This is a genomic window from Mucilaginibacter terrae (assembly GCF_042679325.1).
GTDB classification, from domain to species: Bacteria; Bacteroidota; Bacteroidia; order Sphingobacteriales; family Sphingobacteriaceae; genus Mucilaginibacter; species Mucilaginibacter terrae.
On sequence record NZ_JBHTMJ010000001.1, the window covers coordinates 113,793 to 132,948 of the forward strand.

Annotated in this window: 10 protein-coding genes; 8 read left to right on the forward strand and 2 right to left on the reverse strand. The window is 43.0% G+C overall.

The features are described 5' to 3' along the window. Window positions 1-20 precede the first annotated feature (20 nt). The 8 genes from ACFQ3S_RS00440 (at window position 21) to ACFQ3S_RS00475 (ending at window position 14,472) form a co-directional block, all read left to right on the forward strand. Window positions 21-1,544 (forward strand): glycoside hydrolase family 28 protein, encoded by a 1,524-nt coding sequence (locus ACFQ3S_RS00440; RefSeq protein WP_377160073.1) that lies wholly within the window; start codon window positions 21-23, stop codon window positions 1,542-1,544. 98 nt (window positions 1,545-1,642) lie between these two features. Continuing rightward, on the forward strand, window positions 1,643-3,265 hold the full coding sequence (locus ACFQ3S_RS00445; RefSeq protein WP_377160075.1) for a sodium:solute symporter family transporter: 1,623 nt from the start codon (window positions 1,643-1,645) through the stop codon (window positions 3,263-3,265). A 27-nt stretch (window positions 3,266-3,292) separates the two neighbouring features. After that, complete coding sequence (locus ACFQ3S_RS00450) at window positions 3,293-4,162, forward strand: inositol oxygenase family protein (protein WP_377160077.1); 870 nt, start codon at window positions 3,293-3,295, stop codon at window positions 4,160-4,162. A gap of 15 nt (window positions 4,163-4,177) precedes the next feature. Further along, window positions 4,178-6,475, forward strand: coding sequence for a GH92 family glycosyl hydrolase (locus ACFQ3S_RS00455; RefSeq protein WP_377160079.1), 2,298 nt, complete (start codon window positions 4,178-4,180; stop codon window positions 6,473-6,475). Between the two features lie 44 nt (window positions 6,476-6,519). Beyond that, window positions 6,520-7,965, forward strand: coding sequence for a glycoside hydrolase family 28 protein (locus ACFQ3S_RS00460; protein WP_377160081.1), 1,446 nt, complete (start codon window positions 6,520-6,522; stop codon window positions 7,963-7,965). A gap of 1 nt (window position 7,966) precedes the next feature. Next, the gene (locus ACFQ3S_RS00465) at window positions 7,967-10,255 is read left to right on the forward strand and encodes a GH92 family glycosyl hydrolase (RefSeq protein ID WP_377160083.1); all 2,289 of its coding nucleotides are present in this window, start codon (window positions 7,967-7,969) and stop codon (window positions 10,253-10,255) included. A gap of 22 nt (window positions 10,256-10,277) precedes the next feature. Then, complete coding sequence (locus tag ACFQ3S_RS00470; RefSeq protein WP_377160084.1) at window positions 10,278-11,972, forward strand: alpha-L-fucosidase; 1,695 nt, start codon at window positions 10,278-10,280, stop codon at window positions 11,970-11,972. A gap of 10 nt (window positions 11,973-11,982) precedes the next feature. Further along, the gene (locus tag ACFQ3S_RS00475) at window positions 11,983-14,472 is read left to right on the forward strand and encodes a glycosyl hydrolase (protein ID WP_377160086.1); all 2,490 of its coding nucleotides are present in this window, start codon (window positions 11,983-11,985) and stop codon (window positions 14,470-14,472) included. A 74-nt stretch (window positions 14,473-14,546) separates the two neighbouring features. Here the strand turns inward: ACFQ3S_RS00475 and ACFQ3S_RS00480 are convergent, their stop codons facing one another. Both ACFQ3S_RS00480 and ACFQ3S_RS00485 read right to left on the reverse strand, forming a co-directional pair. After that, complete coding sequence (locus ACFQ3S_RS00480; RefSeq protein ID WP_377160088.1) at window positions 14,547-15,986, reverse strand: TolC family protein; 1,440 nt, start codon at window positions 15,984-15,986, stop codon at window positions 14,547-14,549. Beyond that, window positions 15,979-19,146, reverse strand: a complete 3,168-nt coding sequence (locus ACFQ3S_RS00485; RefSeq protein ID WP_377160090.1) for an efflux RND transporter permease subunit — start codon at window positions 19,144-19,146, stop codon at window positions 15,979-15,981. Before ACFQ3S_RS00485 ends, ACFQ3S_RS00480 begins: the two co-directional genes overlap by 8 nt. Window positions 19,147-19,156: the final 10 nt, after the last annotated feature.

Here is a 19,156-nt window from a genome sequence, read left to right on the forward strand (position 1 = left end):
CCCGATAGATATATTATTGAATGAGGATAATAAAACACCTGGTAATTGCCATGGTAGTAAATATACTGCCCGTATTGGTATTTGCACAACAAAAAACATATAATATTACAGCTTACGGTGCCAAGCCCAGCCTGCGGTTAAACAATGGCAAAAGCATACAAAAGGCCATTGACGACGCGGCCTCGCATGGCGGTGGGATGGTTCTGGTACCTGCAGGAACTTATATAACCGGTCCGCTGGTACTAAAAACTGGTGTGGAGCTGCATTTGGATGATGATGCTTTACTTATGGGCAGCACCAACAGAATGGACTATCCGAAAGATAAAATGGCTGTTATATCGGCTGTTTCGCAGCAAAATATTGCCATAACAGGTAACGGTATTATAGATGGGCAGGGAAGAGAACTTGTAGAGAACGTGTTTGTATTATTACGGCAAGGAATAATTAAAGACAAGGAGTGGCTGTTAAAGCGGCCTACCGAAAGCAACAGGCCTGGAGTACTTCACTTTTATGATTGTACCAATGTTAAAGTAACCGGTGTAACTATAAAAAATGCAGCCTGCTGGGTTCAAAACTATAAAAAATGTAGCCAGGTAGTTATTAACCATATCAGGGTAATAAGTACTGCCTATTGGAACAATGATGGTATAGATATAGTAGATTCGAAAGACGTAAGGATTACTAATTGCTTTGTAAATGCCGCTGATGACGGGATCTGCTTAAAGTCGGAAGAGCGAAGCGGGCGCTGTGAAAATATATATGTTGAAAATTGCACAGTACGGTCAAGTGCCAGCGCCTTTAAGTTAGGTACGGGGTCATTGGGTACCTTTAAGAATATTACGGTAAAAAACTTAACTGTTTACGATACCTACCGGTCGGCTGTAGCGTTGGAAACTGTTGACGGGGCCGATATGGAAAACATTAACGTGAGCAATGTACAGGCTAAAAATACGGGTAATGCCATATTGATACGCCTGGGGCACCGCAACAGTGATGATAAATACAGTACCATAAAACATGTTTACATTGGTAATGTAAAAGCCGAAATTCCATCGGCTAAACCCGATATTGGTTACCCGGTTGAAGGGCCGCCGCCTAAAGTACCGCCACATAATTTGCTACCTGCTTCCATAACCGGTATTCCGGGCCATGCGATAGAGGATGTAATATTGGAGAATATAGAAATTACCTACGGAGGTGGTGCCAATAAAGAAAAAGCATATATAAGCACCGATTTGTTAAGTACTGTACCCGAACAAATACCTAATTATCCTGAGTTTACCATGTTTGGCGAATTACCGGCATGGGGCCTTTATGTAAGGCATGCCAAGGGCATTAAACTTAAAAACGTTACCCTCAAATTACTGGAAAATGATTTCAGGCCGTCGATGGTTTTTGATGATGTAAACGGGCTTGATGTTCAAGGGTTGAACCTGCCTAATGCAAAGGTGTTACCAACGGTTATATTAAACAAAGTAACCAGTCCATCTTTAAAAAGCATAAACCTGCCCGGGGAAAACCAAAACGCTGTTAAAACGCAATAGGCGAATAACGTAACCGTTTTCGTAAATAAATAATAGCTTAATAAGCTTTAGTTAATATATTTTATCCATTTTTAATTAACCAGTTATAACCTGTAAAAATGAATCATTTGTCTGTAAACGATTATATTGTTTTTTGCATATACTTTATTATAGTATCTGGTTATGGCTATTGGGTGTATCAGCGTAAAAAATCTGTTGATAAAAACGTAAAAGACTTTTTTTTAGCCGAAGGTTCGCTTACCTGGTGGGCCATTGGTGCTTCTATCATTGCCTCCAACATATCTGCCGAGCACTTTATAGGCATGTCTGGTTCGGGTTTTGCTATGGGGTTGGCTATTGCCAGTTATGAATGGATAGCCGCTGCAACCTTAATTATTGTAGCCATATTTTTTTTACCGGTTTATGTTAAAAATAAAATATATACTATGCCTCAGTTTTTGGCAAACAGGTATAACGGTACAGTAAGCTCAATTATGACGGTGTTTTGGCTGCTCACTTATGTGCTGGTCAATCTTACTTCTATTTTCTTTTTGGGCGCCAGCGCTATCGAAACCATTTCGGGCGTATCATTTAATACCTGTATTATCGGGCTGGCGGTATTTGCCCTGTTTATTACGTTAGGAGGAATGAAAGTTATTGGTTACACCGATGTTGTGCAGGTGTTTATATTAATAGCCGGCGGCTTAGTTACCTGTTATTTGGCCATGAGTCTTGTGTCGGATAAATTACATGGAACTGGCGTTTTAGATGCTTTCTCCATACTAAGAACACATGCCGACGATCATTTTCACATGATTTTCACAAAAGATAATAAGTTTTATGATGAACTGCCGGGCATATCGCTGCTGGCAGGGGGCATGTGGGTTAACAACCTTAACTATTGGGGCTGTAACCAATATATTGTACAACGGGCATTAGGCGCCAATATAAATACCGGGCGCAACGGATTACTGTTTGCCGCATTTTTAAAACTGCTGATACCTGTTATTGTGGTAATACCGGGTATTGCGGCCTATGTTTTATACCAGCAAGGCTTTTTTCAGCAGGAAATGGCTGATGCCGCCGGTCATATCAAACCCGATCATGCTTACCCCGTACTAATGAACCTGCTGCCGTCGGGATTAAAAGGGTTGGCATTTGCAGCTTTAACTGCTGCTATTGTAGCCTCGCTCGCGGGCAAAAGCAATAGTATCGCTACTATTTTTACGTTAGATATTTATAAAAAATATATTAACAAAAATGCTTCGGAACGTAAAATGGTAATTATAGGGCGCTGGGCCGTAATTATATCTTCATTAATTGCCATTATAATAGCACCTGCTTTACGCACCTTCGATCAAATTTATCAGTTTATACAAGAGTATGTTGGGTTTATATCTCCGGGTGTGCTGGCCATTTTTTTATTAGGCTTATTTTGGAAAAGAACAACTTCAACCGCTGCTTTAGTGGCAGCTTTAATTACTATACCACTATCGATAATATTGAAATTTTTACCTCAGCTTACAGCAGGTATGGTGGAGCCTATCCCTTTTTTAAACCGTATGATGTGGGTTTTTGTGATTACCATGGCCGTAATGGTAGGCATAACACTTACTGCACCTAAAGGTGAAAACAGTATGGTTAAGGTCAATAGCCAAATGTTTAGGTTAAGCACCCCGTTTGCGGTTTCATCAGTAATTATATGCGGCATTTTAGCCGCCTTGTACATCGTGTTTTGGTAAAAATTAATAAAAATTAAAATATTACACATGGAAAATTTGAGCAAACAAGAGATGTCTCCATTGTCAAGTATAGAAGATTGGGAGGATGATGTTTTGTCGAGATACCCGGAACCGGGAACGGCAAAATCTAAAGAAGAGTTTAGAAACTATAATGATCCTAAAAAAGACAGTGTTCGCGAGTTTTACCGGTTAAATCATCAATATCAAACTTATGATAATGTATTGGCCAAAAAAGCTAATTTTTTAAAGTTCGATAAAATGGAAATGCCATGGTGGGCGGCTATGGAGTATCTGAACACATTAATTGATGATTCTGACCCCGATACTTCGCTTGACCAGTTACAGCACCTGCTGCAAACTGCCGAAGCTATACGCGCTGATGGTCACCCCGATTGGTTTGTATTAACTGGTTTTATACACGACCTTGGCAAAGTGCTATGCTTGTTTGGCGAGCCGCAATGGAATGTGGTAGGTGACTCATTTCCTGTAGGATGTAAGTTTTCGGATAAAATTGTTTACCCCGAATTTTTTGCCGATAACCCTGATACCAATGATGAACGTTACAATACTAAATATGGTGTATATACACATCAATGCGGGTTAGATCAGGTGCACATGTCATGGGGGCACGATGAATATCTGTATCATCTTACCAAAAATCACCTGCCTGAGCCGGCTTTGTATATGATTCGTTACCATTCATTCTATTCCCAGCATCGTGAAAACGCTTACGATCATTTGCTAAGCGGCCATGACCAAGAAATGTTTAAATGGGTAGATAAGTTTAATCCTTATGATTTGTACTCCAAAAGCCCTGTACCTCCGGTTGTAGCCGAGCTTAAACCGTTTTATGAGGATCTGATAGCTAAATATTTACCGGCAACCGTAAAATTATAAAACCTATATATTATAATGCTAATTAAGCGGCTATACTTTATTGTTTTATGTTGTTTTACGGGTGCTAAGGTTATGGCACAAACGCCAGACCTGGTTAAGTATGTCAATCCGTTGGCGGGTACGGCAACCAGTACTACCCCATCGGCGTTAAAGCATGGTTCGGTACTGGCAAATTTCGCTAATACCATACCATCGGTATGCACGCCTTTTGCCATGACGCAGTGGACACCGCAAACCCAAGTGTCTGAAAGCAAATGCATCCCGCCATATTATTACAAAGATGACCAATTTACAGGTTTCAGAGGGTCACACTGGATAAGTGGTTCCTGCATGCAGGATTACGGCAGTGTAACCGTAATGCCGGTACTGGGCAAATTAAAAACGGTGAATTATGCTGTCAAATTTACACATGATGATGAACTGTCGACCCCGTATTTGTATAAGCTGAATTTACCGGCAAATAAATTACACGCGGCAGTTACGGCCACGCCGCGTTGCGGCCTTATGGAGTTTACCGCCGGTGCTGCTGATAGCCTGTACCTGTTAATTACACCTAACAGCGATTATGGTGAGGGCTACATTAAAATAGATAGTAAAAGGGGAGAAATTTACGGTTATAACCCGGTACACCGCATTTACCAGGGTTGGGGTAAGCCAGCCGGTTTTAGCGGATATTTTGTTATAAAAATAACCAAAGCATTTGGCACTAAAGGAACTTTTTCTGGCGAAAAAGTAAGTTTGACAGATAGTATAATAGCACAAAAAAATATAGGGGCTTATGTAGGTTTTAAGGTGCAAAAGGGCGAAAAAATACAGGTTAGCATTGGCACCTCCTTTAGTAGCCTGGATGGCGCACGTAAAAGTTTGTTGGCCGAGTTAAATGGTCAAAGTTTTGAAAGTGTGGTAAAGCAATGCAAAAATGTATGGCAGCAAGCATTATCACAAGTAGTGGTATCTACCTCAAATGAAGTTGATAAACGTATTTTTTATACTTCCTTTTACCATGCCATGCAGCATCCGCGTTTATATAATGATACGGATGGAACCTATCCTGTGTTCGCTTCAAATTACCAGCTAACCAAAGTTGTTAATGGTAATTATTATGATGATTTTTCGCTTTGGGATATTTACAGGGCGCAACTACCCCTGTTTGAAATTCTTAACCCCAAACTCATTAATAACTTGGTGCAATCGCTGATGTTAAAAGGCGAGCAAGGTGGCTGGTTGTCTATTTTTCCCTGCTGGAACAGTTATACGTCTGAAATGATCGGCGATCACACTACATCGGTTATCACATCGGCTTATTTAAAAGGTATAAGTACCCAAAACACGCAAAAAGCTTATCGGTTAATGCGAAAAAATGCATTTGAACAACCAGCTACTATGGAAGATTATCAGGAAGGAAAAGGCAGGCGTGCATTAACATCTTATTTAAAACACGGCTATATTCCTTTAGAGGATAGCGTAAAAGATGCTTTTCACAAAATGGAGCAGGTTAGCCGTACACTGGAGTATGCTTATGATGATTATGCATTGGCGCAAATGTCAAAAAAGCTTAATAAGGCGTCAGATTATAAAGTGCTGATAAAAAGGGCTGGCTATTACGTAAACGTGTTTGATCCATCAGTTGGGTTGGTAAGGGGCCGTATGCAAAACGGCAATTGGGTAAAACCGTTCAATGCAGATATTAAGCAAAGCTATATTACCGAGGGTACACCAAGGCAATACACCTTTTATGTGCCTCATGATGTTACCGGTTTGGCCAACCTCATGGGCGGTCGCAAAAATCTGGAATCAGCGCTTGATAGTCTTTTCCTGAAAAATGAATACTGGCATGGTAACGAGCCAGGTCACCAAATCCCGTTTATGTATAACTACACCGTAAGCAGCTGGAAAACACAAAAGGAAGTAAGAACGATATTAGCTGCCGAATACAGTGACGGTCCTGGTGGTTTGGGGGGAAATGACGATGCCGGGCAAATGTCGGCCTGGTACATGTTTGCTGCCATGGGCTTTTATCCGTTAAACCCGGTATCGGGCGAGTATTTGTTATGCGCACCATTGTTCGATAGGGTAGCGATATCTCTACAATCAGGTAAAAAATTCGAGGTCGTTTGCCATAAATCATCTCCCAAAGCAAGCTACATACATGCGGTTAAATGGAACGGGAAGCCTTACAGTAAAAACTTTATAAGTTATACCGGCATTATGCAGGGAGGAAAAATGGAGATCTATTTACAAGATAATCCTGATACAAACTGGGGTGCAAAACCTGCAAATCAGCCTTCAGGATTAACACCTATTATGAAATGAGCTATTTTAACCGGAACAAATTTTCAAATTGCCTCGTAACCCTGTTGGCTGCCTTGTTAATCATTGGCTTTTTGCCCATCCCGGCAGCTTATGGTAATACCGTTGAGCATGTATTTGATATAACCCAATATGGTGCAAAGGCAGGAGATAAGATAAATAACGCGGTTGCTATTCAAAAAACTATTGATGCCTGTGCAGCCGCGGGTGGAGGCAGAGTGCTTGTACCTGCCGGTAATACGTTCGTCGCAGGTCCTTTTAAGCTTAAATCGCATGTGGAGCTGTACGTTGAAGCAGGTGCCAAACTTTTGGCAAGCCCCGATGAAAAACTTTATACAGAAAGTGCCTTTCGCGAAAATAAAGGGGAGGGTACGATATGGATCGGCGGTAATAACCTGGAAGAAGTTACTATTTGTGGCGGTGGTATAATTGACGGTAACGGAACTTCATTTATGGGGAAAGAACTGGATGATTCGTACGAGTTGAAACCCTTTAACGTGCTCGACCCGCGGCCGCACTTGTTAACACTAATTGGCTGTAAAAACGTGCAAATCCATCATATAACTATTCGTAATTCGGCTTATTGGACTATACACCTGGTTGGTTGTAATGATGTGGTAATTTCGGATATGACACTTTTAAACAGTGTTAAAGTGCGTAACAGTGACGGAATAGACCTGGATCATAGCAAAAATGTACGTATCTCTAATTGCTATATTGAATCGGGCGATGATTGCATCTGCTTAAAAAACAGGCGCGAATATGAAGAGTTTGGTGCTTGCGAAAATATTGTGGTGAATAATTGCACCATGACATCCAGTTCATGCGCTATAAAGATAGGATCAGAAAATATGGACCGCATTAGCCATGTAGTGATCAATAATTGCATCATCAGGAATAGCAACAGGGGCCTGGGTATTCAAAACAGGGACGAGGGCACGGTTAGCGATGTGGTTTTCTCTAATATTATTATCGATGCTCATTTGTTTTCGGATGTATGGTGGGGTAAGGCCGAACCCATTTATATAACCGCTTACCGTCGTGCAAACACCAATAATAAAGATGCCGGCTGGCGTTTACCTAAAGGGCGAACCGAAGGCCGTGTAGGCGGGGTGAAAAACATTTATTTCAGTAACATTAAATGCCAGAGCGAAAACGGTGCTTATATCAGCGGCGAATCGGCAGATAAGATTTCCAATATCTATTTCGATAACGTTGATATCCGCATCAACAAAACTACTAATTTGCCCGGAGGCGTGTACGACCGCAGGCCAAGCAATGTTGAAGGTATGGTAAAAGGCAGCACATCGGCTTTTTACTTTGACCAGGCTACTAATATATTTATACGTAACTGCTCGGTTAATTGGGGCGCTAACTTACCGGCGTATTATGCGCATGCCGTTGAGAACCATGGTGTGGTCAATCTTAAAATCACCGCTTTGGAAGGCGGGGCGGCTTTCCCCCAAAAATTTGAAGCTGTAAAGGCGTATTAGTATGGATATAAGCCAAAATATTATACGTTGGAAACCGGTAGTTATACTAATGGCTATGCTGTTGCCATTGGCTGCATGGGCACAACAGCCTTATCATACCTATGTTGACCCAATGATAGGTTCGCAGGGGCAAGGGCATATTTTTGTAGGCCCTTCTGCTCCTTTTGGTATGGTTAAGCCCGGTCCCGATTGTGGTAGCGGCGGCTCTAACAGCGGCTATCAACCCGGTATAAATGAACCAGTTATTGGCTTTAGTCAGTTACATGTTAGTGGTACCGGAGGCGGACCAAAGTATGGCAACATCCAGTTAATGCCTTTTGTTGGTGATAGTGATGTGATAGACCAGCGTTCGCTTCGCGATAAAGAAGTAGCTAAATTAGGGTATTACGGTGTGCTGCTTAAAAAGCACAATATCAAAGCCGAATTAACCACAACTGCCCGGGCGGCTTTTCATCAGTATATTTATCCGGCTAAAAGTAAAAAGGCCGTTAAGCTGGATGCCGGTTTCTTTTTAGGCGAAAAATCTGTACCCGATGCACGCGAAGCACAACAGTTTGTAGGTTCGGAAGTAGAGGTTGTATCGCCGACCGAAGTGCGCGGCTATAGCCGCATACGTGGTGGCTGGAATAACGGTGCTGCCTACACGGTGTATTTTTATGCAGTTTTTAACCAGCCGGTTCAACACTATACAACCTGGAAAGGTGACCGGATATATCCTGGTCAAAACACTCAACCCGATACGGGCGAAAAAACCGGTATCCTGCTATATTTTGGCGATGCCACCGCAGATACGGTAAAGGTTAAAATTGGTATTTCTTTTATAAGTACGTTAAAAGCTAAGCAAAATATAAATACCGAAATACCACACTGGAACTTTGAAAACGTACTGAATGAGAATGAGAAGAACTGGGAAGTACTTTTTAAAAAACTTGAAATTGATGCAGCCGCTACAGCTGCTCAAAAAACAATGTTTTATACGGCAATGTACCATACCATGCTTATGCCTGTTGACCGCACAGGCGAAAATCCTTTATGGACTTCGTATCAACCCTATTACGATGATTTTTATGCTATTTGGGATACATTCCGCTCCTCAAGCCCGCTTATAACCTTGGTAACCCCATCCAGGCAGGTAGATATTGTGAACTCATTGCTCAATATTTACCAGCACGATGGTTATATGCCCGATGCCCGCAGCGGTAATTACAATGGCCGCACACAAGGAGGTTCCCATGCCGAAGTGATGATAGCCGATGCTTACGTAAAAGGATTAACCGGTATAAATTACGAGTATGCTTTAACCGCCATGATTAAGGATGCCACCGTACCGCCGGGAGGCAATGAAGAAAAAGAGGGCCGGGGTGGTTTACCCGACTATAATACCCTGGGATATGTATCATCAAATTATGTAAGGGCCGGTAACCGTACTGTTGATTATGCTTACGATGATTATTGTATAGCTACCGTAGCTAAAGGATTAAACTATTTGGACCTGTACAAACGGTATAAAAAGCAAGCTGGCAATTGGCAAAACCTATGGCGTGCAACCTATAAAGATCATGGTGCTAAGGGTTTTATTATGCCTAAGGATGCTGCCGGCAAATGGATCGATAGCATTGCCTATGCTGCTGCCGAAGGCAAAACCGCTTATTTAAAATACACACCGCTAACTAACGAATATCCAAAAATATGCTGGTGGTGCTGCTTTTTTTATGAAGGTACTTCCTGGGAGTATTCATTAAGCATACCTCACGATATTTCGGAGGTGATTAAAAAATCGGGCGGTAATGCAGCTTTTATTAACCGGCTGGATACGCTGTTTACCCGCAACTACTACGATGTGGCCAACGAGCCGTCGTTTTTAACACCTTGCCTTTACCATTGGGCGGGCAGGCCCGATTTAAGCGGACTGCGGGTTAAGCAAATCATTAATAAAAACTTCAATGTATCGGCAGCGGGCATTCCCGGTAATGATGATTCGGGGGCCATGTCGTCATGGTTAATTTTTCACATGATGGGTTTTTATCCTAATGCAGGCCAGCCTTACTATTTGTTGCATGCTCCACTGCTAAAACAAAGCATATTACACCAGGAAAACGGGAAGGATTTTAAAATTACAGCACTCAATTTATCTGATAAAAATCAATATATCAGCTCGGCAACATTAAATGGAAAACCGTTTACACAAGCTTGGATCAATCATAAAGATATAGTTAAGGGCGGCGAACTGGTGCTGCAAATGAGTGATAAAGCATCTGCGTGGGGCACCAAAGCTTTGCCGCCAAACTAACTTATTATTACCAACTATTTATATGATGAAAAAACTGCTATCAGCTATGCTGTTAACCGGGTGTTTAAGCCAGGGAATAGCTCAAACTACAAAGCCTGCCGAAACGGAAAACAAAAAAATGGAATGGTGGAAGGATGCCAAATTTGGTATGTTCATTCATTGGGGAGTTTATTCGGTACCTGCCGGTATGTACAAAAATGAGCGGGTTAAAGGTATTGGCGAATGGATTATGAACACCGCAAAAATCCCGGTTGCCGAATATAAAACTTACGCTAAAGAATTTAACCCCGACCGCTACAACCCCGAGGCCTGGGTTAAAATGGCTAAGGATGCCGGTATGAAATATATTGTGATCACTTCCAAACATCACGATGGATTTGCCATGTTTGATTCGAAGGTGACCAACTGGGATATAAAAGATTCGTCGCCTTATGGTAAAGATGTGTTAAAGCCATTGGTTGATGCTTGCCGCAAGGCCGGTATTAAAATAGGATTTTATTACTCACAGGCGCAGGACTGGACCCACCCGGGCGGTGCCGCAAGCGGTGGGTCATGGGATGAAGCCCAAAAGGGTGACTTTGATGCTTATTTGGATAAAATAGCCATACCGCAAGTAAAGGAAATCCTGTCTAACTATGGCGAACCCGATATTTTATGGTGGGATACGCCTCAAAACATGACACCCGCACGTGCGGCGAAGTTTGCAGCCATAGTTAAAGAGCATCCTGGGTTAATTACCAACAACCGTTTAGGCGGAGGTTATGAGGGCGATACCGAAACCCCCGAACAATTTGTACCTGCAACAGGTTTCCCTGGGCGTAACTGGGAATCATGTATGACTATGAATGATACCTGGGGCTTTAAATTATATGATGAAAATTGGAAAAGCACCAAAACAATGGTACGCGACCTAACCGATGTGGTAAGCAAAGGCGGTAACATGTTGTTGAACGTAGGCCCAACCTCGCGCGGCGAAATACCCGGTGTGAGTATTGAAAGGCTTGCCGAAATAGGTAAATGGATAAAAGTTAATAAAGAATCCATATATGGCACCACAGCAAGTCCTTTTCCCTACCTGTCATGGGGCCGTGCTACCCGTAAAGGGCAAAAATTATACTTGCATGTTTTTAATAACCCGGCCAATGGCGTGCTGGGTGTGCCTATGTTAAACAAAATAAGCCGTGCATACCTGTTGGCCAGTCCTGGTAAAGCGTTAAAGGTTACCAAATTAGCTGCTAAATCACAAATTGTATTGCCAAAGCAACTGCCCGATAGCCTGAATACTGTTGTGGTGGTTGAATTTACCGGCGAACCAAAGGTGGCAGCGTCGCCGGTTGCCGATAAGAAAATTACAGTTTCTTCTCAAAAGTCGGAAGAGCTGGCTGGTAAAAATCTGTTAGATGGCAGCAGGTTAACCAAATGGGAGGCAGCCAAAGGCAGCCGGAGCGCAACATTGGAGCTCGACCTGCAAAAGCCGGTTGACATATCTACTATGATAGTTGATGAACCATGGCATCCATGGGAAAATAAACACCAGGATGTTACGATGGAATATAAAGCCGGTAATGAATGGTTGCCTTTGGTTAAAGTAACCACCGCAGGCGTAGGCAGTGTGCAAAACTTCAAGGTTATTAAAGCGCAATATTTTAGGCTGAAGGTAGAAAATAAGTTGGCGGAGCCAACCCTTTTAGAATGGCAATTATATGGGCCAGAATAACATCATAAATATGAAAAACTATCAATTTTCTATGCTCTTCTTTGTGCTGTTATTGGTGTGTACAAACGTATGTTTGGCGCAAAGCAGGGTACAAACCGATCCGGCTAAGGTTTTTTTAAATCCGCCAGAGAGTGCGAAACCAGGCGTGTTATGGATGTGGATGGGATCTAATTTAAGCAAAAGCGGCATCACACGCGACCTGGAAGCTTTAAAGAAAGAGGGTTTTAACCGTACTACCATGTTTAGCCTGGCCGATATAACTACGCCCTGGGCGGGCGAGATTAAGAAAAGCCCGACGCCTGAACTGGTATCCTGGACCGAGCCCTGGTGGAAACTCGTAAGGCATGCTGCTTTAGAATCAAAACGGCTGGGGATGGATTTTGGGATGTATAACGGGCCGTCTTATGAATCGAGCGGAGGTCCATGGATAAGTCCTGAACTTTCTATGCAGGAAATTTGCTGGGGAGAAACAAAACTATCTGGCAACAAGCATATCAGCGTTAACCTGAGCCGGCCGCAAGTAAACCCGCGCGGGCATACGCCCTGGCCTATTTATAATCCCGAAACAGGTTTAGTAGAAAGGCCCGAAATTGCTGCCCGTAAAACTTATTATAAAGATATTGCGGTTATAGCCCTCCCCGCGGGTGGTGTTGTTCCTGAAAAAAGCGTTATCGACTTAACCGCTAAAATGCAGGCGAACGGGCAATTAGAGTGGGATGCACCTGCAGGCGACTGGATCATATACAGGTTTGGCCATACCACAACCGGTACACTGATACAACCGGCGCAATGGAAAGCAACCGGTTTAGAATGTGACAAAATGAGCCAGCAGGCCGTAGATTTTCACATGGACCATGTAGTTGGCGAAATTAAAAAGCATTTGGGCGATTTGATAGGAACGGGATTTACTCATGTACATTTTGACAGCTACGAAGCCGGGGATCCAACCTGGACACCCAGGATGAGAGAAGAATTTCGATCGCGCAGGGGGTACGATTTGCTGCCCTACCTGGCCTCATTTGCAAAACGTACTGTTGGAAGTAAACAGGATTCGGCAAAGTTCAGAGCGGACTTTAGTGCTACCATCAAAGATCTTTACCGGGATGTTTATTTTAAAACTATTGCTAAAAAGCTGAAGGCTGCTAACCTCACTTTTTTATGTGAACCTTACGGGGGGCCTTGGCGGCAAGATGAAATTATGCCCTTGGTACAAAATGTAATGACAGAATTTTGGACACATAAAGGTAAATATGCACCATACGAGTTAGATCCAACGGTGGCTGCACTTAGAAAATCGGGGCAAAACATTATTGAAGCCGAGGCATTCACCGGCGATCCAAAAGACAGCAAATGGAACGAGACACCGGCATGGCTTAAATCAATGGGTGATGCTGCATTTTGTGCCGGTGTAAACCGTTTTATATTGCACCGCTTTGTGCAGCAACCCTGGGATGATAAATACAAACCCGGCGCAACCATGGGTCAGTGGGGAACACATTTCGACCGTACACAAACCTGGTGGGAACCGGGTAAAGCATTGGTTAAATACTGGCAACGCTGCCAGGCTTTACTGCAATGGGGGCATATCGTATCTCCGGCCGATGATTTTACAGCAAGTGTAGCAGATAAAAGCACGGATGTTAAAGCTATTCATCGTAATGCCGATAATACCGACATATATTTTGTAGCCAATGTAAACCGTTCTGCCGGTTCGGTAAATTGCAGCTTTAAAATTACCGGTAAACAACCCGAGCTTTGGGATCCTGTTACAGGTGATATGCGCAATCTTTCAGATTTTAAAGAAAGTAACGGACATACATTAATACCACTTGATTTTGATAATTCTCAAAGTTATTTTATAGTATTCAGAAATAAAGTACTAAAAACATCGGCCAAACCTAATTTTATGCCAGTTGTGCCAATTGCAGTAATTGATGGTTTTTGGAATGTGAAATTTGATGCCACCTGGGGAGGGCCGGCACAAGCGGTAAAATTTAATGCCCTTGAGGATTGGACATTGAACAGCGAACCTGGTATTAAATATTATAGTGGAACTGCCGTTTATACAAACTCCTTTAACATTGCAAATACAAAAATAACGGGCAACAAAATGCCGCTATATATTGATTTAGGTGTGGTGAACCACATAGCAAAAGTTAAAATCAATAACATAGATATAGGGGTAGTTTGGACAGCTCCCTGGAGAATAAAAATTCCGGCACAATTACTAAAAAGCAAAGGAAATAAAATAGAAATAGCTGTAACGAATGTTTGGGCCAACCGGCTTATTGGTGATGAGCAAGAACCTGCTGACATGGAGTGGATGCCGGGCCACATGAACAGCGGGGATTTTTTAAAAGAGTTCCCCAGCTGGTTTTTAAACAATCAGCCACGCCCATCGAAAGGTCGTTACTGCTTTACTACCTGGAACTATTTTAAGAAAGATTCACCCTTGGTTTCATCGGGCTTGCTTGGCCCGGTAAGGGTAGTTACAGAATAAGAATTAAGCTAAAATAACACTAAAACAATAAGAGCCGATCGTGTTTTGATCAACTCTTATTGTTATGGAATAATTTATTTCCAACCTCCACCAAGGTATTTGTAAATGTTCACTATAGCGTTTAACTGTTCTTTCTTCGTGTCTATCAGTTCGAGCTTTGATTCCAGCGCATCGCGTTGAGTAAGTAATACTTCCAAATAATCGGCCCGGGCAGATTTGAACAGGTCATTGGAGATATCAATAGACTTGGTAAGCGCGGCCACTTGTTTAGATTTTAACTCGTAGCTTTTGCTCAGGTTGCTAATATTGGATAGCTGTGTGCTGACTTCCATATAAGCGTTGAGAATGGTTTTTTCGTAGTTGTAAATAGCCTGCAATTGCCTTGCATTGGCCGTGTAAAACTCCGCTTTAATAGCATTACGGTTAATTAACGGTCCTGCCAGGTCACCGGCCAATGAGTAAAGTACCGATTCGGGGAACTTAACCAAATACGAAGGCTTAAATGCCTGAAAGCCTAAAGCTGCCGATATAGCGAACGAGGGATAAAACTCCGCACGCGCAACTTTAACATCCAACTTGGCGGCAACCAGGTCAAGTTCGGCCTGTTTGATATCGGGGCGGTTCGCCAATAATTGCGATGGCACCCCCGAACTAACGGCCATCGGCATCAATGCTAAAAAACTACTCTTATCTCTCAAAATCGGCGTTGGGTAACGGCCTAATAAAAAGTTAATCCTGTTTTCAGACTCCTTGATCTTCTGCAAAATATCGAATTCCAGGCTTTGTGATTTCAACACTTCGGCCTGAAACTTTTGAACAGCCAGCTCGGTTACCCTAGTAGCTTGTTTTTGCACCTTTATAATCTCCAGCGCGTTTTTTTGCAGGGCAATGTTTTGCTGCACAATTTCCAGCTGATTATCAAACGCAACCAGCTCGTAATACGAAGTGGCAACCTCGGCAATTAAGTTGGTGAGTACAAAATTTTTGCCTTCCACTGTGGAGAGGTAACGTGTTATGGCTGCCTTTTTTGCGTTGCGCAATTTTTTCCAGATATCTACCTCCCAATTGGCCGAAATGGCAGCGGTATAATCTCCAAGCGGATCGGGAAACTCACGGCCCGGAGCAATTTCGGTCGTAGCATCACCGGCACCCTGGCTGGTGTATCTACCTACTTTTTCAACACCTACGCCAAGCCTTGCGTTTACAGTTGGCAAAAGTTGTCCTTGCTTTATACGAATATCGTTTTGAGCTATACCGATATCCTGTAAGGTTATTTGCAATTCCTGGTTGTTTTTAAGGGCGGTATCTATAAGGCTAACCAGGTTTTTGTCTGTAAAAAAGTTTCGCCATTGCATGGCAGACATGTTAGTGGTATCCCGGTTACCATTATTATCGAAGGCTTCGGGAACCGACCTGTTTTCGGTTATCTGCAATGCATCAGGCACCTTACAACTTGCAATAGCCAGGCATATACCCAGCAGGGTAATGCCTTTGTGTTTGCTATATTTATACATTATGATCAATTTCTTCGGTTAACGGATTTTCTTCCTCGTCTTGTATCAAAACGAATTTTGCGGCGATGGTGCCAAATATGTAGTATAGGCCAGGTATAATGAGTACCCCGAATATAGTACCGAACAACATCCCCCCGGCAGCGGCAGTGCCTATGGTACGGTTACCAATAGCACCCGGACCAGATGCGAACACCAATGGAATTAAGCCGGCAATAAAAGCGAATGAGGTCATCAAAATTGGACGGAACCTTACCGCCGAACCTTCCATGGCAGCTTTAAGCACTGTTGCGCCGTTTTTGTGTTTTTGAACGGCAAATTCTACTATTAACACCGCGTTTTTACCCAGCAAACCAATCAACATTACCATGGCTACCTGCGCGTAAATGTTGTTTTCGAGGCCTAATAATTTGAGCATTAAAAAGGCACCGAAAATACCTGCCGGTAAAGAAAGGATCACCGCTAAAGGCAAAATAAAGCTTTCATACTGTGCAGCCAGAATTAGGTAAACAAAAGCCAGACAGATCATGAAAATATAAATAGCCTCGTTACCACGGGCCACCTCATCTTTGGAGATCCCGGCCCAATCGATACCGAAACCGCGAGGCAAGGTTTTTTGGGCAACCTCGGCAATGGCACTAATAGCGGCACCACTGCTGTAACCGGGTGCGGCGGCACCACTAATTTCTGATGCATTGTACATATTATGGCGGGTGATCTCCGATAGACCGTAAACCTTTTGCATTTTCATGAATGCCGAAAAGGGTACCATTTCATCCTTATCGTTCTTTACATACAGCTTTAAAATATCCTCGGGCAGGGCACGGTATTGGGGCAGGGCCTGTACCATTACCTTATACTGACGATCGTATTTAATAAAGTTGGTTTCGTAGTTACTACCTACCAGGGTAGAGAGCGTGTTCATGGCATTATCAATGGTCACACCTTTTTGCTGGGCAATATCATTGTCAATCCTTAACATATATTGCGGAAAGCTGGCACTGTAAAAGGTAAATACCGACGATAGCTCCGGGCGTTTGCTCAGGTCTTTCACAAAGTCGCGGCTCACGGTTTCCATCTTCTTGAAGTCGCCCGAACCGGCTTTATCCAGCAAACGCAGCTCGAAACCACCTGCAGCTCCGTAGCCCGGTACAGCGGGTGGTTGAAAGAATTCGATGGTAGCACCAGTGATCTCGGTCGATTTTTCCTCCAGTTCTTTAATTACGTCCTGCACCGAATTTTTACGGTCTTCCCAGCTTTTCAAGTTAATTAAGCAAGTTCCCGAGTTGGCACCAGTTCCCTCGGTAAGTATTTCGTAACCGGCCAATGATGATACAGATTGAACGCCTTCAATTCCTTCGGCAACTTTCTGTAATCTTTCGGCTATCTGGTTAGTTCTTTCCAATGATGAACCCGGAGGCGTTTGAATAATGGCGTAAAACATCCCTTGATCCTCGTTAGGGATAAAGCCTGATGGAAGGTTATTATTCAGGAAATATATGCCAATACAAAACGCAATCAGCATCATGAAAGTTACCGCCCTGCGAGTAATAATTAAGCCCAGCACTTTCTGATACTTGCCTGCCAAACTGTTGAACCCGTTGTTAAAGCCGGCTAAAAACTTATCGAGTATATTCGCTTTTTTAATTTTTCCATGATTATTTCGCAGCATCATGGCGCAGAGTGCTGGCGTAAGCGTAAGCGCTACTATTCCTGATAGTATAATGGCCGTTGCCATGGTGATGGAAAACTGCCGGTAAAATATCCCTACCGGGCCCGACATGAACGCGACTGGCACAAATACCGCTGCCATTAGGAACGTAATAGCAATGATGGCTCCGCTAATTTCGTGCATGGCCTTTTTGGTAGCTTTTAGTGGCGAAAGATGGTGTTCTTCCATGTTAGCATGCACCGCTTCAATTACCACAATGGCATCATCTACCACCACACCAATAGCAAGCACCAACGCAAAGAGCGTAATAAGGTTTAGCGTTATGCCAAAGAACTGCATAAATACGAACGTACCAATTAACGATACCGGTACCGCAATGGCCGGTATTAAAGTAGAACGCCAATCGCCCAGAAACAAGAACACCACTATGCCCACCAAAATAAAGGCTTCAACCAGCGTATGGATAACCTTTTCAATAGAAGCATCCAGAAACTTGGAAACGTCATAGCTGATTTCGTAGTCCATTCCTTTAGGAAAAGATGTTTTTTTCAGCTCCGCCATTTTAGCCTTAATATCCTTAATTACCTGGCTGGCGTTACTACCGTATGATTGTTTTACCGTAATAGCGGCCGAAGAGCGCCCGTTAAGGTTGGAGTAAATATCATACATGGAGCTTCCAAATTCAATTTCGGCAACGTCTTTTAAACGCAGGATTTCGCCATCGGAACTTGATTTTAGGATAATGTTTTCATATCCTTCCTTGGTGGTAAACCTACCGGGATATTTTAAAACGTATTCGAACGCCTGCGATCTTTTACCGGAGCTTTCACCGGTTTTACCCGGCGAGGCTTCCATGCTTTGTTCACCAAGCGCTTTCATTACTTCCTCAGCCGAAATTTTATAGGCCAGCATACGGTCGGGTTTTAACCATATCCGCATGGCATATTCGCGGTTACCTAAAATATCGGCCACACCCACGCCATCCACACGTTTCAATTCCGACAATACGTTGATATCGGCAAAGTTGAAGAGGAATTTTTGATCGGTATGCGGATCTTTACTATACAAGTTAATGTACATCAGCATATTCGATTCTTCGCGTGTAACCTTTACGCCCTCGCGCACTACCAGCGGCGGCAGTTTGTTAACTACGGAAGCCACCCGGTTTTGAATATTGATGGATGCCTGGTTAGGATCGGTACCCAGGTTAAATACCACCTGAATGGTTGCCTCGCCGTCGTTACCGGCATCGGATGCCATATACTTCATGCCGGGCACACCGTTAATGGCCCTTTCGAGCGGAATTACTACCGATTTGATGAGCAGCTCACCATTAGCACCAGGGTACTCAGCTGTAATATTCACCTTTGGGGGAGAAATAGAAGGAAACTGTGTTACCGGTAAGTGGGTAATAGCCAATACTCCCAAAAACACTATAATGAGCGATATTACTATAGAGAGTACCGGCCTTTGTATAAACTTATTAAACATTTGATTTACT

What these genes read in the sequence shown, in the direction of transcription:
- ACFQ3S_RS00455 (WP_377160079.1), top strand. Translation starts at nt 4,178, where the DNA reads ATGCTAATTAAGCGGCTATACTTTATTGTTTTATGTTGTTTTACGGGT.
- ACFQ3S_RS00485 (WP_377160090.1), bottom strand. Translation starts at nt 19,146, where the DNA reads ATGTTTAATAAGTTTATACAAAGGCCGGTACTCTCTATAGTAATATCG.
- ACFQ3S_RS00445 (WP_377160075.1), top strand. Translation starts at nt 1,643, where the DNA reads ATGAATCATTTGTCTGTAAACGATTATATTGTTTTTTGCATATACTTT.
- ACFQ3S_RS00470 (WP_377160084.1), top strand. Translation starts at nt 10,278, where the DNA reads ATGATGAAAAAACTGCTATCAGCTATGCTGTTAACCGGGTGTTTAAGC.
- ACFQ3S_RS00440 (WP_377160073.1), top strand. Translation starts at nt 21, where the DNA reads ATGAGGATAATAAAACACCTGGTAATTGCCATGGTAGTAAATATACTG.
- ACFQ3S_RS00475 (WP_377160086.1), top strand. Translation starts at nt 11,983, where the DNA reads ATGAAAAACTATCAATTTTCTATGCTCTTCTTTGTGCTGTTATTGGTG.
- ACFQ3S_RS00480 (WP_377160088.1), bottom strand. Translation starts at nt 15,986, where the DNA reads ATGTATAAATATAGCAAACACAAAGGCATTACCCTGCTGGGTATATGC.
- ACFQ3S_RS00450 (WP_377160077.1), top strand. Translation starts at nt 3,293, where the DNA reads ATGGAAAATTTGAGCAAACAAGAGATGTCTCCATTGTCAAGTATAGAA.
- ACFQ3S_RS00465 (WP_377160083.1), top strand. Translation starts at nt 7,967, where the DNA reads ATGGATATAAGCCAAAATATTATACGTTGGAAACCGGTAGTTATACTA.